At 67.1% G+C, this 14,033-nt stretch carries 11 protein-coding genes; 10 read left to right on the forward strand and 1 reads right to left on the reverse strand.

From position 1 onward, the window contains the following. Positions 1-71: 71 nt before the first annotated feature. Entirely contained in the window at positions 72-1,064 is a 993-nt protein-coding gene (locus EL340_RS01410; protein ID WP_232023168.1) for an ISAs1 family transposase, read from the reverse strand. Between the two features lie 883 nt (positions 1,065-1,947). Here EL340_RS01410 and EL340_RS01415 point away from each other — a divergent pair. The 10 genes from EL340_RS01415 to EL340_RS01460 all read left to right on the forward strand — a co-directional run bounded on the left by EL340_RS01415 (position 1,948) and on the right by EL340_RS01460 (position 13,945). Next, positions 1,948-4,308, forward strand: coding sequence for an exo-alpha-sialidase (locus EL340_RS01415; RefSeq protein WP_408608576.1), 2,361 nt, complete (start codon positions 1,948-1,950; stop codon positions 4,306-4,308). Between the two features lie 68 nt (positions 4,309-4,376). Beyond that, positions 4,377-5,777 (forward strand): ABC transporter substrate-binding protein, encoded by a 1,401-nt coding sequence (locus EL340_RS01420; protein ID WP_126413108.1) that lies wholly within the window; start codon positions 4,377-4,379, stop codon positions 5,775-5,777. Positions 5,778-5,836: 59 nt separating this feature from the next. Continuing rightward, a complete protein-coding gene (locus tag EL340_RS01425) occupies positions 5,837-6,724 on the forward strand; it encodes a carbohydrate ABC transporter permease (RefSeq protein ID WP_197722330.1) in 888 nt (295 codons plus the stop codon). Between the two features lie 3 nt (positions 6,725-6,727). Continuing rightward, the gene (locus EL340_RS01430; RefSeq protein WP_126413109.1) at positions 6,728-7,564 is read left to right on the forward strand and encodes a carbohydrate ABC transporter permease; all 837 of its coding nucleotides are present in this window, start codon (positions 6,728-6,730) and stop codon (positions 7,562-7,564) included. A 181-nt stretch (positions 7,565-7,745) separates the two neighbouring features. Next, positions 7,746-8,666: a dihydrodipicolinate synthase family protein gene (locus EL340_RS01435; protein WP_126413110.1), complete on the forward strand. Its 921-nt coding sequence runs from the start codon at positions 7,746-7,748 to the stop codon at positions 8,664-8,666. Between the two features lie 194 nt (positions 8,667-8,860). Further along, positions 8,861-9,883, forward strand: a complete 1,023-nt coding sequence (locus EL340_RS01440; RefSeq protein ID WP_126413111.1) for an ROK family protein — start codon at positions 8,861-8,863, stop codon at positions 9,881-9,883. Positions 9,884-9,968: 85 nt separating this feature from the next. Next, positions 9,969-10,718 (forward strand): N-acetylmannosamine-6-phosphate 2-epimerase, encoded by a 750-nt coding sequence (locus EL340_RS01445; protein WP_126413112.1) that lies wholly within the window; start codon positions 9,969-9,971, stop codon positions 10,716-10,718. Between the two features lie 202 nt (positions 10,719-10,920). After that, positions 10,921-11,202: an HU family DNA-binding protein gene (locus EL340_RS01450; protein ID WP_003783064.1), complete on the forward strand. Its 282-nt coding sequence runs from the start codon at positions 10,921-10,923 to the stop codon at positions 11,200-11,202. A gap of 197 nt (positions 11,203-11,399) precedes the next feature. Beyond that, a complete protein-coding gene (locus tag EL340_RS01455) occupies positions 11,400-12,245 on the forward strand; it encodes an ABC transporter ATP-binding protein (RefSeq protein WP_126413113.1) in 846 nt (281 codons plus the stop codon). After that, on the forward strand, positions 12,221-13,945 hold the full coding sequence (locus EL340_RS01460) for a transporter (RefSeq protein ID WP_126413114.1): 1,725 nt from the start codon (positions 12,221-12,223) through the stop codon (positions 13,943-13,945). The genes EL340_RS01455 and EL340_RS01460 overlap by 25 nt, the downstream gene beginning before the upstream one ends. The last annotated feature ends 88 nt before the right edge of the window (positions 13,946-14,033 follow it).

Here is a 14,033-nt window from a genome sequence, read left to right on the forward strand (position 1 = left end):
GTGAGGGGCGGACCCGTTCGGGTCCGCCCCTCACTGCTGCGTCGAGCACCAGGGGGTCGGCAAAGTCGGTTTTAGGGGGTTGGTTGGGTCTGTAGGCTGATGGCTCGTTTGGGGCGTCTGGACAGGGATCTGGTGGTTGAGGCGATGGAGACGCCGGGCCCGAGGAAGAGGCGGATGAGGCTGATGGCCAGGTTCCTTAGGGCGGCCATGATCTCGGGGCCGTTGCGGGTGCTCAGCTGGTGACGGTCCTCGTCGAAGACCACGTCCCGGATCCAGTGGAGACGGTTCTCTATCCCCCAGTGCCCGCGGACCCAGGCCGCGACGGCCTCGGGCTGGGCGTCGGTCATGGGCAGGGAGCAGATCAGGTAGACCACCTCGACACGCTTGCGGCCTTTGACGGTTCGGGTGCGTCGGATCTGGACCACCTGGGCGGCGGCGGGGAAGTCCACCCGCTGAGGGGCCTCGAGGGCCTTGACGGTGCGCCGCACCCACCGACCGTGAGAGCGGTCGACCGAGGAGATGGACGGGACGTCCTTCCACGGCAGGGCCTTGAGCGTCCTGCGCAGGGTCTTCTGATTGCCCTTGACGGTGAACACGTAGTGACCACCACGCCGGGTGATCCACCGGGCGGTGTCCACCTGGGTGTGCATGGCGTCAGCGGTCACCACGACCCCGTCCAGGTCGAGGGGCTCAAGCAGAACCCTGAGTGCGGGGATCTCGTTGGACTTGCCGGCCACCCGCTCCTGGGTAAGCACGGCGCCCGTGGCGTGGTCCAAGGCGGCCAGGAGGTGCGGCGCCGGATCCTCGCCCCTGCGCGCTGCACGCATGGTCTTGCCGTCCACGGCGATCACTGTGCGGCCGTTGATGGTGCCGGTACGCGTGTAGAACCAGGTCATCAGATGGGCGTCGAGGTCTGCGGGGTCCAGGTCCTGGAGCACCCGTCGGATGGTGGACTCCGATGGAAGGGCCTGCCCCTCCTCCAGCCCCAGAGAGCGCAGGTCGGCGCCGGTCAGGTCGGTGGTGTGCTCCCATATCGCCGTCAGGCTCCGGCAGCCGGCCAGCACCCCGGTGACGGCCAGGGACAGGACCGTGGGCAGGCCTCAAGCGCACACCCCGCCGATCGCGGGGGTCGGTCACGTTCCTGAGAACCTGGACCAGGGGCTGGCGCGACAAGGCGGTCGTGGTGGAGGATGGCATCAGCGCGGGCTCCCAGGACGAGGGGATGACTAGACACCACTCATCGTCCCCACGGGGCCCGCGCCCCCGTCTCAACGACACACCAAACCCCGTCAAAGCCCCCGTCAGACCGGCTCATCCCTCATCACCCACCGACTTTGCCGACCCCCTGCGTCGAGCACCTTCAGACGGCTCACACGGTAATAGGTTGAGCGGCCGATATAGTCGTTGAAGGTTCCGGGGAGAGTGGAGAGCATATTTCGTGTGAATTCGGAGCGAATTCCGCGTCTATGGGGATTGACTTCCAGGTCACATGTCGGGTACATTGCTTTTATCAGTTCAGCGAGGAGCTGTGTACGGCATGTATGGCCGTCAACAAAGGTGTTGAATGCGAAGGAGGGTCCTATGTATGTCGCAGCGCCATGGCGTGTGACCACGACTGCGCGACGTCAGTCCGTCGTGCGTGAGGGGCGGGGACCCTCCTTGATCTCTTCCTGACGGCTGCTGATAAGCCATATCCCCGTCAGTGTGATGGAAGGGGTCGCGGACTGCGGCCCGCTGCTCCCCGCCTCGTCCCCGTTCTATGAGGCGGACGGCGTCCTGGCACGTCCTCGATCTCGTGGGACCGAGTGCGGCCGGTGCCAGACGCATTCTTGATGTGCGCGCCTCGCCATGCCTGGTGCGGCGGACGGTCGTCGCAATCAATTCAGTTACCACAAGGGACCTCTGTGTCTTTTTTAGAGAAGTAGGTGGAGACTTATGGGCAGACTTATGGGCTCTGCGTGTGCCGCGATGCGGCTTGATGAGAAAATCCTCGACACTGAATCAGGAAGCATTTCCTTCGACTTCAGGTCGAGGTCCGACGGAAACCTGTTCGCGTTGCGCGGCGCCGAGGGATGCTCTCTCGACATGCGCATCGTCGGGTCATCACTCGTGTACGAGGCGACGGTTCCAGGCAGGTGGAGCAAGCTGGAGGCCGAGGACGTGCGCTCGCTCGACGACGGGCGCTGGCACAGCGCCGTCGTCACCGTCGGCTCCGCCGGCACCCGGCTGTACCTCGACGGCTACCAGGTCTTCTGCGGCACCACCACGGCCTTCCTCAAGGACCTTCCCGGACTGACTCAGGCCGTCCTGGGGCAGGGCGACAGCCCGGAGGTCACTGCGTTCACGGTGCGCTCCGAGGTGCTGACCGCACGGGAGGTCCTGGCCCTGTCTCGGCGCGCGGAGCCGCTGGTCGAGTTCGCCGCGAACCGTCTGAGCCCCTACGACGTCGCCCGCTTCGGCGACGCCCGGCACGGTGCCCTCTGGCTACGCTTCAGGGTGCGGGGCCGTATGCAGCAAGGAGCCCTCCTCGCAGCCGGTGGGCTCGGACGTGAGCAGCTCGCCGTGACGGTCGCTCCGGAGGGGATCACCTATACCGGTGTGAGTGCCGCGGGGGAGCGCCGTGAGGTCACCGCCACCGGTGCGTGGAGCGACGGCGACTGGCACGAGGTCGTGGTCACCGTGGGGCACGGTGCCGTCGACCTCTACGTCGACGGGTTCCGCGAGACGCACGCTCCCGGTGAGTTCTTCCTCGGTGAGGTGGAGGGGCTCGATGAGATCGTCGTCGGCCAGGACTGCAACGGCGTGCGCCTGTCCGGAGAGGTCCAGCGCGCGGGACTCTACGACTACGCCCTCAGCGACGCACAGATCAAGCGCCTGTGCGAGGTTGAGCCCATTGAGACCGACGCCCTGTTCGACCGGGGCTACCGGGGCTCGGCGTCCTACCGGATCCCATCCCTCCTCACGCTGGCCTCCGGCACCATCCTGGCCGGTGCCGACCAGCGCGTCTCCAACGCCAATGACTCTCCCAACGACATCAACTTCGTCGTGCGTCGGTCCCTTGACGGAGGGCGGAGCTGGGAGCCGGCCCGCACCGTCATCGACTGCCCGGGACGTGGGGAGGATGCCTCGTCGGTGATCGACTCCTGCATGGTCCAGGACCCGCACACGGGCAGGATCCACGTCCTCATCGATCACTTCCCCGGCGGCATCGGCCAGCCCAACTGCTGGGCCTCCACCGGATTCGACGAGCAGGGCAGGCGCCTCCTGCGGGATCTCGACGACGGACGCTACGTCGTCGAACCGGACGGGACGGTGAGGACGATGGACGGCCAGGAAACCGAGTTCCGGATCGAGGATGACGGCGCCGTGCTCCGCGACGGTCATCCGGCCGGGAACATCGAGCTCGCACCCGGGGCGGACCCGGCCGAGAGCCTTCTGGCCATCCCCACCAGCTACCTGCAGATCGCTCACTCCGACGACGACGGCGCCACCTGGAGCAGGCCGCGGGATCTCAACCCCCAGCTGAAGCAGCCGTGGATGAGGTTCCTGGGCACCTGCCCGGGCAACGGCATCGCCCTGCGACACGGTCCGCGTGCCGGACGTCTCGTGGTGCCCCTCTACTTCAACAACGACCGGAACTGGCTGGCGATGTGCGCCACAGTCGCCTACTCCGACGACCACGGGCAGACCTGGCGGCTCGGCCACGGTCCCAACGAGGGCAGACAGACCCCCGACGGCCGACTCGACCCACGGACCTTCGTCGATGAGACCTGGTCCCTGCACGAGGCCGCGGTGGTGGAGAGGGCGGACGGATCGCTTCTGCTGTTCATGCGCAACCAGCATCCTCGTGGACGCGTCGCCGTCAGCGAGTCCCACGACGCAGGACAGACCTGGGGGCCGATCCGCTTCGACGAGGATCTTCCCGAGATCTGGTGCCAGCCCAATGCGATCTCGCTGCCCTCGGCCGAGGGGGAGGACCGCATCGTCTTCGCCAACGCCTCGCTCATGCTCCCGTTCCGAGGCTGCGGAGTCATTCGGCTCAGTCTTGACGGGGGCCGCACGTGGAGGCGTTCACGGACCTTCAACCCCGGCCACTACGTCTACCAGTGCATGTGCGTCCTGCCCGACGGAAGGATCGGGCTCCTCTGGGAGAACGAGTGCCAGGGCCTCTACTTCTCGCGCCTTCCCCTGAGCTGGTTCGACGTCGGTATCGACACGGAGACCGACGCCGAGCTCGACGCGGCCATCGAGGCCATTGATCCACCGGCTGATCCGCCGGCGGCAGCGGAGCAGAGCAGCTGCTCATGAACGACTCGCCGATCAGTCACACCCCACTCAACCACCCGTTACTCATCACCGTTCAAAGGAGAACCGTCATGACCCCGTCCCCGTCCACTCCGTCCACGTCTGCCCCGTCGCACCTGCAGGCCGCCTTCAGCCGCCGCAGCTTCATGGTCCTGGGCGGTGTCGGCGTCTGCGGTGCGCTGGCCGCGTGCGGCGGCAAGAGCTCGTCCGACGACGAGGAGACCGGGCCGCTGCACGGCACCGTCACCATGTGGTCGTCATTCACCCAGGGGCCGCGTGCGGACTGGATGAAGAAGATGGCCGAGGAGTTCCACGCCAAGAATCCCGACGTCACCGTCAAGATCGAGCAGTTCTCCTGGTCCGAGTTCAACACCAAGTGGACCACCGGCCTGACCGCCGGACAGGTCCCGGACATCTCCACCGCGCTGCCCAACAACGTCGTGGAGATGATCAACTCCGAGGCTCTGGTGCCGCTCGATGAGGTCATCGACTCCATCGGCAGAGACCGGTTCCCCAAGCCGGCGCTGGCCGAGGGGCAGTCGGACGGCAAGTCGTACTCGGTGCCCATCTACTCCCACGCCCAGGTGATGTGGTACCGCACCGACATCCTGCAGCAGAAGGGCCTGTCAGTCCCGACGACCTGGGAGGAGCTGGCCACGGCGGCCAAGGCGATCGGAAAGTCCGATGATCTCTACGGACTGTCCGTGCCCCTGGGGACGGGCGACATGCTGGGGGCGCGCTACCTCAACTTCTACGTGCGTTCCGCGGGGCAAAGACTGCTCAAGGACGACGGAGGGGCCAACCTGACCTCCGATGCGGCCCTCGACGGCATCAAGTACTGGACCGACCTGTACAAGTCGGTCTCCCCGGAGGGATCCCTGGACTACGCGGTCCTCGACCAGGCGACTCTCTTCTACCAGGGCAAGACCGCCTTCGACTTCAACTCCGGGTTCCACATCTCCGGGGTGGCCACCAACCGCCCCGACCTGGTCGACTCCATCGCCGCCGCGCCGCTTCCCAGGATGAAGGCCTCCGATCCGGCGAACTACCCGGCCGAGGTGTCGAACGTGCCCCTGGTGGTGTGGGAGGCCTCCAAGGTCAGGCGAGAGGCGAAGGCCTTCCTGGAGTTCCTGTTCACCAAGGACAAGTACATCGAGTTCCTCCACTCGGTCCCCGGCGGCATGCTTCCTGTCCTCAGCGACATCTCGCAGGACTCGACCTACCTGGGCAACGAGACCATCCAGAAGTACTCCGAGTCGATCAAGGTGATCCAGGACCAGGTCAACGTCGGAAGCGCCATCGGCATGGAGAAGGGACCGCTCGTCCAGGCCGGAGTTCTCACCAGTCAGGGACTGATCGAGAAGATGTACCACTCGATCATCATCGACGGCACCGATGTCGAGACCGCCGCCAAGGACTGCGAGAAGAAGCTCAACGAGGCGTTCAAGGCCGCAGGAGCCAGCATCAAGTGAGTCGGCGCGGCGGCGGGGAGGTGACACCGTCCCCGCCGCCCAGCCCGAAAGGTGAACTCATGACACGCATCAAACGAATGAACTGGACAGGCGTCTGCTTCGTGGCGCCGTCAATGATCGTCGTTCTTGCTCTGCTGATATACCCGGTCTTCTCAAGCATCTGGTACTCCTTCACGGACAAGAACCTCCTGCGTACCAGCTACCACGTGGTGGGGATCTCCAACTACACCGACCTCCTCGGATCCTCCAGCTTCTGGAACGCGTTCGGGGTGTCGATCAAGTGGACCGCGGCATCGATCATCGGCCAGCTGGCAGTGGGCATGGTGCTGGCCCTCGCTCTGGACCGGGTTCCGCGCGGATCGGGGCTGTTCCGCACCCTCCTCATCGTGCCCTGGGCGTTTCCGGCCATCATCACCGCCTTCGCCTGGAAGTGGATCCTTAACGACGTCTACGGGTTCCTTCCCAATCTTCTGACGTCCCTCGGCCTGACCGACAAGAACACGGCGTTGCTGGGCAACCCCACGACGACCTTCTGGATCGCGCTGCTCATCAACATCTGGTTCGGTGCGCCGATGTTCATGGTGAATATCCTCTCGGCTCTCAAGACCATTCCTCAGGAGCAGTACGAGGCGGCGATGGTGGACGGGGCCTCCGGGTGGCAGCGGTTCAGGTTCATCACGCTGACCCACATCCGCGAGGTCATCGGGCTGCTGGTCATCCTGCGCACCATCTGGGTCTTCAACAACTTCGACATGCTCTTCCTCCTGACGGGCGGAGGTCCGGGGGAGAGGACGACGACGCTGCCGATCTTCGCCTACCAGGAGGGCTGGAACCTGCGTCAGCTCGGCGTCGCCTCCACGGTGACGATCCTGCTGCTCATCTTCCTGCTGGTTCTGGCCTTCGGCGCCTTCAGGATGCTCAACCGCTGGGAAAAGGAAAGGGGCTGAATCATGCGACGTGCTGGTCGTAGTCCGTGGGGAACCGTGTGCGTGTACCTCATTCTCATCGTTGCCGCCTTTGTCGCGGTGTTCCCGCTCGTATGGGTCGTCTCCTCGTCCTTCAAGACCTCTCACGAGCTCGCGCAGAACCCGCTGCAGCTGTTCTCGAGCTCGCCAACGCTGGAGCACTACCGCAAGGTGGTCGAGGAGATCGGGTTCCTGACGAACCTGAAGAACTCACTGCTGATCGCGGGATGCTCGACGGTGATCGCTGTCGTGGTCTCGATGCTCGGCGCCTACGGGATCGTCCGATTCTTCCCACGTGTCGGCAGGCAGCTGACCAAGATCCTCATCGGCACCTACATGTTCCCACCGATTCTGCTCGCCATCCCGTATACCATCACCATGGTCAAGCTCGGGCTCATGAACAGCTACATCGGACTGATCATCGCCTACCTGTCGTTCTCGATCCCCTATGCGATCTGGATGCTCATCGGCTTCTTCCAGACGGTTCCCGTCGGGGTGGAGGAGGCCGCCGCGGTCGATGGGGCGAGCCGGTTCAGGGTGTTCTGGCAGATCTCGGTGCCCATCATCCTGCCGGGGATCGTAGCCACTGCCGTCTACACCTTCATCAATACCTTCAACGAGTTCCTCTACGCGCTCCTGTTCATCACCGAGTCGGACAGGATGCCCGTCGCAGTCGGCCTCTACTCTCTCCAGGGGTCGGAGGTTCTTGACTGGGGAGCCATGATGGCTGCTTCCGTGATCGTGATCGTCCCGTCGGTCGTTTTCTTCATGATCATTCAGAAGCACATCTCGGGAGGGCTCTCCGAGGGGTCCGTCAAGTAGCCCCTCCTGCGCCCTGCCCGGGCTCTGCCTCAGTCCCGCCTCCAGCCACCCCGGTACCTGCGACGCGAGTGATCGCGCGTGCGCAGGCGCCGGGGTGGCGCCGGGAAGAAAGATCTGCAACAATACTCATTGACGTCAGATGTCAGACGTCCGATAACCTTTCAATGAAGAGAGACACCACATGGACAACCGTTTCACCGGCGTCATCCCGCCGGTCGTCACCCCTTTCACCGCTGAGGGCGAGGTTGACCTCGACAGCCTGGACAAGGTCGTTGAGCACCTCATCGTCGGAGGTGTCGATGGCCTGTTCGCCCTGGGGTCCTCAGGAGAGGTCGCCTACCTGACCGACTCCCAGCGCGACGCCGTCATCGAGCGCGTCGTCAAGAAGGCTGCAGGTCGTGTGCCGGTGCTCGCGGGGGCCATTGACACCACGGCTCACCGCGTCATCGAGCAGGCGCGCCGCGCCGTCGCGCTCGGTGCGCAGGCGATCGTGGCGACCTGCCCCTTCTACGCGCTCAACGACGCCGAGGAGATCAAGGCCCACTTCCGCGCCATCGCGGCGGCCATCGACGTTCCCGTCTTCGCCTACGACGTGCCCGTGCGTCTTGGCGGTGCCAAGCTCGGCCGCGACCTCCTCGTCGAGCTGGGCAAGGAGGGTGTCATCGCCGGCGTCAAGGACTCCTCCGGTAACGACGTCGCCTTCCGTCGGCTGGTCGCGGCCAATGAGGCCGCGGGGCACCCGCTCGCCCTGCTGACCGGTCACGAGTGCGTCGTCGACGGCATGCTCCTGCTGGGCGCGGACGGGCTCGTCCCCGGCTACGGCAACGTGGACCCGGTCCGCTACGCCGAGATGTGGAAGGCCTCCCGCGAGGGGAAGTGGGACGAGGTCCGCCGCCTCCAGGACGAGATCTGCGCCGGCTTCGAGATCGTCTTCGTTCCCCAGGGGCGCTCGGCCGACGCCACCGGTATCGGAGCCTTCAAGACCGCGATGGAGGCGATCGGGATCATCGCCACCAACGAGATGGCCTTCCCGGTCCAGGCTCTCGAGGGCGAGACCAAGGACGCGGTCCTGGAGATCGTCAAGGCGCAGGGCCTGATCTGACGCCCTGGCGGGTCCAGCTGGGTGCGTGCGCCCGAGAGTCTCGACGTCGAGCGAGTCGGGCGCACGCACCCAGCGGCGTCAACGGGCACTCACCAGTCCGGTTCCAGCCGGCTTCGAGCTGCCGCCACCTCCTCATCAACCATTCCTTTTCCAGACCCGGCACACCCGTGCCGCTTGCCCCTTTGGAGAGCGTCATGAGTCAGGATGTCCCCCCATCCGACCCCATCAACCCGTCACCGTCAGGCGAGAGCCCGCTCGTCGTCGGACTTGATCTCGGCGGCACCAAGATGGCCGCTGCCCTGGTAGACGGTCACGGGGCCCTCCAGGGCCCCGTGACCTCCTGCCCCACTCCCGCCCACGACGGTCCGGCCGCCATGCTCAAGGCCATCAGCGCCCTGGTGCAGAAGGTCGTCGAGGCCGGAACGCACCAGGATCCCGGCAGGGCCGTGTCGATCACGGCGGTCGGCATCGGTACCGCAGGCGTCGTCGACGTCGAGCACGGGACGATCCTGTCCGCCACCGACGCCATCACCGGGTGGGCCGGCACGCAGGTCGCCACCGGCGTGCAGGAACGACTCGCCGCCGCAGGGCTCGGCACGATCCCGGTCCACGTCGAGAACGACGTCGACGCCTATGCCGCCGGGGAGGCGTGGCTCGGCGCCGGCACCGGAGCTGAGGTCGTCCTCATGGTGGCGGTGGGTACCGGCGTCGGCGGCGCCCTCGTCATCGAGGGCGTCACTCGCCGAGGCGCCCACCACGTTGCGGGCGAGATCGGCCACGTACCCGTTCCCGGTGCGCAGGGCGAGCCCTGCACCTGCGGCAGGTCCGGGCACCTCGAGGGCATTGCCGCAGGCCCGCAGATCTACCGCCGTTACCTGGCCAAGGGCGGAGACCCTCATGTCCCGGACGCCCGCGAGGTCGAGAAGCGCGCGGCCGCGGGCGACGACATCGCCCAGGAGGTCTACCGGGACTCGGCGACCTGTTTGGGCAGGGCCCTGGCGGGCCTGGTCACCGTCATCGACCCTGACGTCGTCGTCGTCTCCGGGGGCCTGGCCCGAGCCGGTGACCTGTGGTGGGAGCCCCTCAGGCAGACCTTCGCCGCGGAGATCATCGACCCCCTGGCGCCCATCAGGATCGTTCCCGCCACCCTGGGGACTACCGCGCCGATCGTCGGTGCGGCCCGCGGGGCTCTCGCCCTGGCCGGCGAGCACGACTAAACAGCACTAACCAAGACCACCCAGAATCCACCCACGACTAATCACCTCATCACCGCCGCGAGGCGCCGTCAGACAGGACAGACCTATGACCGAGCAGTCACCATCACCCTCGTCAACGGGGGGTCCGACCACCCCCTCGGGCCTCCATCCCGTCCTGGAGCGCCTGAGGGGAGGGCTCATCGCCTCCGCTCAGGCCTATCCGGGTGAGCCGATGCGCGACCCCCGCACCATGGACGAGGTGGCCCAGGCCTGTGTCGCCGGCGGCGCCGTCGGCATCCGCGCGCAAGGCCTGGCGGACCTGGCCCTCATCTGCCAGCACGTCGACGTGCCCGTCATCGGTCTGTGGAAGGAGGGGCACGACGGCGTCTTCATCACCCCTACCCTCACCCACGCCATCGCCGTGGCCGCCACCGGCAGCCAGATCGTGGCGCTGGACGGCACCCGGCGCCCCCGTCCCGATGGACTGAGCCTGGCTCAGACCGTTGAGGGCCTCCGCCAGGCCCGTCCCGAGGTCCTCGTCATGGCCGACTGCGGGTCCCTGGACGATGCCAGGGCCGCGCAGGACGCAGGGGTCGACATCCTCGGGACCACGCTGGCCGGTTACACCGGGGAGCGTCCCAAGACCGACGGCCCCGACCTCGAGCTCGTCGACCAGGTCGCCGGCATCGCAGAGATCCCGCTCGTCGTCGAGGGTCGGGTCCACACCCCCGCGCAGGCCGCGGCCGCCATGGAGCATGGCGCCTTCGCCGTCGTCGTCGGCACCGCGATCACCCACCCGACCACCATCACGTCGTGGTTCGCCGGAGCCCTGCCCGGTGCCCTGTGGAAGGGGTGATCGGAAGGGCTGTGCAAAACGGCGCCGTTCCGCGGGTTGCTCCGTATGTGACAGGTGTGACTACTGGGGCGCAAATGTGCGAATTGTTACTCGCTATCCAGCGCGACACTCCGGTCTGACCTGACAAACCCAAGGTTTTATGCGTAGCGTTGCCAGAAGTGGCACCACACAAGGGTGTCCGTCCACGATCGAGAGGGAAGACATGTCCGTCAACCGCACCGAGCTCATCGCCGCCATCGCCGAGAAGGCCGGCCTGACCAAGACCGACGCCGACGCCTTCCTGGGAGCCTTCCAGGATGTCCTCGTTGAGAACGTCGCCAAGGGTGAGGCCGTGAAGATCACCGGCCTCATGGGTATCGAGCGCGTCGAGCGTGCCGCACGTACTGGCCGTAACCCCCGCACCGGTGAGGAGATCCAGATCCCCGCCGGCTACGGCGTCAAGGTCACCGTGGGCTCCTCGCTGAAGAAGGCTGTCGCCGAGTGATACGTGGGGCCGCGCCCCTGACGTCCTGATTCCGGTCCGTTGCCGCCCCATCGAGGTGCGGCGGCGGGCCGGAATCATTCATGTGGACCGGCCTCCTGCTGACGATGGTCAGGGAGGTCCTGGCGGAGTAGACCGCGGCCGTCGATCTCCTCCTGTCGGCGGAGGGCTGAATAGGCAGCTGCTTTTACAGTGGACGCATGTCCGCTTTTACCTCTGCCGCAGATCCGTCCGACGGCGCCCGCACGGCTGCCGCCCCGGCAGGGGCTCCGCCCGGCCCCGCCTCCGTACCGGCGCTCCAGATGGTGGGCCTGGTCAAGACCTTCGATCGCAAGGTCGCGGTGGATCGGCTCAGTCTCGACATCCCGGTCTCCAGCTTCTACGGCATCGTCGGCCCCAACGGCGCCGGCAAGACGACCAGCCTGTCGATGGCCACCGGCCTGCTGCGTCCCGATGCCGGTCAGGCGCTCGTCCACGGCATCGACGTGTGGGCCGAGCCCCGGCGGGCCAAGACTCTCCTGGGGGTTCTGCCCGACGGGCTGCGCACCTTCGACCGTCTCAACGGTCTTGAGCTCGTCACCTACTCCGGCCTCCTGCGAGGGCTGGAGCGCGATGTCGTCGTGCCTCGGGCGACTGAGCTGGTCAAGGTCCTGGGACTGTGGGACGCCGGAACGACCCTGGTGGCCGACTACTCGGCGGGAATGCGCAAGAAGATCCACCTAGCCTGCGCCATGGTGCACTCGCCCTCCATCCTGGTCCTGGACGAGCCCTTCGAGGCCGTCGACCCGATCTCGGCGCAGACGATCCAGGCGATCCTGCGCGACTACGCCGCCGCCGGGGGCACCGTGGTCATCTCCAGCCATGTCATGGCCACGGTGCAGCGCCTGTGCGACCACGTGGCGATCATCAACGCCGGCCGGGTCGTCGCTGCGGGGACGACGCAGCAGGTCGCCGCGGGCGGGGACCTCGAGCAGCGCTTCACCGAGCTGGTGGGGGCGCAGGTGCGGACGGAGGGGCTGGCATGGTTGCGACCCTCGTCAAGCTGAAGTGGCGCCTGACCCTCAACGCCCTGACCAAGAACGCCTGGGCCGCCGTCGGCACCGTGATCGGCGCTCTGTACGGGCTGGGAGCGCTCGGCCTGGTGCTGGCCGGTGCCATCGGACTCGGGCTGGGAGCGGACCCGCAGGTCATAGCGCTCCTCCTGGGATCCCTCGGGGCGCTGCTGGTGGCGGGCTGGGCAGTGGTGCCGCTGCTTGTCACCGGGGTCGACTCCACCCTCGACCCCCGAGCCATGGCCGCCTGGGCCGCGCCGTCGCGAGGGCTGGCGGCCGGGCTGCTGGCCGCCGGGGCCCTCGGCGTTCCCGGCTGCCTGACGGCCGTCGTCTGTCTTGTCCCAGTCCTCACCTGGTCGGTGGCCGGACAGGTCCCGGCGGCGCTGCTGGCACTGCTGTGCGCTCCGGCGGCCCTGGCCACCTGCGTCATCCTCTCCCGGATCGTCGTGACAGCCGCGGGGATCTCCTCCTCCCGGCGAGGACGTGAGACGACGGCGATCATCGCCTTCCTGTCCTTCCTGCTGGTCACGCAGCTGCCGAACCTGATCCCCAGGCTCATCGGGGACGACGTCGTCGGCTTCCTTGAGCGGCTCAGGACCGTTGCGCGGGTCCTGGGGCTGTCCCCCTTCGGCTGGGCCTTCGCCGCCCCCGGCCTCATGGCCACCGGTTCGGTGCTGTCGGCGCTGGCGCTGACGATCGGCGCCTGGGTCATCCCCGTGGCCCTGCTTCCCCTGTGGCAGCGCGTTGTGGGCAAGGTGATGACCTCCCCCGGTGCGTCTCGCACCCGGACGCGCGCCTACGAGGCCAGCGGCGCGGGCTCTGACCCGCAGCACCGCAACCAGCCCGATGTGCTGCCATGGGCCAGTCGGCTGACCGCCGTCCTGCCTGTGCCCGCTGCCGCCGTGGCGGCCCGCTGCCTGCGCTACTGGCGCACCGACCCCAGGTACCTGCTCCAGCTCCTGTCCGTCATGCTCGTGCCGGTCCTCCTCGTCCTGGTTCCCGCCATGAACTCAAGTCGATTCATCCTCGTCGTCAACGGTCAACGGCTGGGCGGCAGCCTCGCCCTCGGGCACGCACCGGTGTTCCTGCTGGGCATGGCGCCCGCGCTGGCGATGTTCATGGGATGGGTGGTCCACGACGACCTCGGCCTGGACTCCACCGCCCTGTGGAGCCACGTCAGCGCCGGCATCAGCGGAGCGCACGACCGGCTGGGGCGAGTCGCCGCAGCGGCTGCGTGGCAGGTCCCCACTCTGCTCGCCGTCGAGCTGCTCATGAGCCTGTGGACCGGGTACTGGGAGGCGCTGCCGGCAGTGACCGGTGCGAGCCTGGCTGTCTACGGCTGCGCGCTGGCATGGTCCTGCCTCACCAGCGTCCTTCTGCCCTATGAGACGCTCGCCCCCGGAGACAGTCCCATGCGCTCGCGGACGTCGGGAACGGCTGTTGTCGCCTCCATCGTCCAGATGGTGGCCATGCTTCTCCTGCTCGCCGTCTGCTCGCCCGTGCTCGGGGTCGCGGTCTACGGCATCGCCCAGGGCCTGCCGCTGTGGGGGTGGGTGGCCCTCCTGCTGGGGGCCACGTGGTGCGGTCTGGCGCTCTGGGGCGGGGTCATCCTGGGCGGCCGTCTGCTCGACCGGCGCGGACCGCAGGTCCTGGCCACGATCCACGCCTGGCCGGGGCACTCACAGCCGGTGTAATTGCCGCGGTCACACACGACAGACTGATTGATTCTGACGAGTTGAGGTAGGATTGCTGTAAAGTCGCTCAATACGCAGCGGCTCACAG

It is taken from the genome of Actinomyces viscosus (assembly GCF_900637975.1).
In the GTDB taxonomy this organism is placed as follows: domain Bacteria; phylum Actinomycetota; class Actinomycetes; order Actinomycetales; family Actinomycetaceae; genus Actinomyces; species Actinomyces viscosus.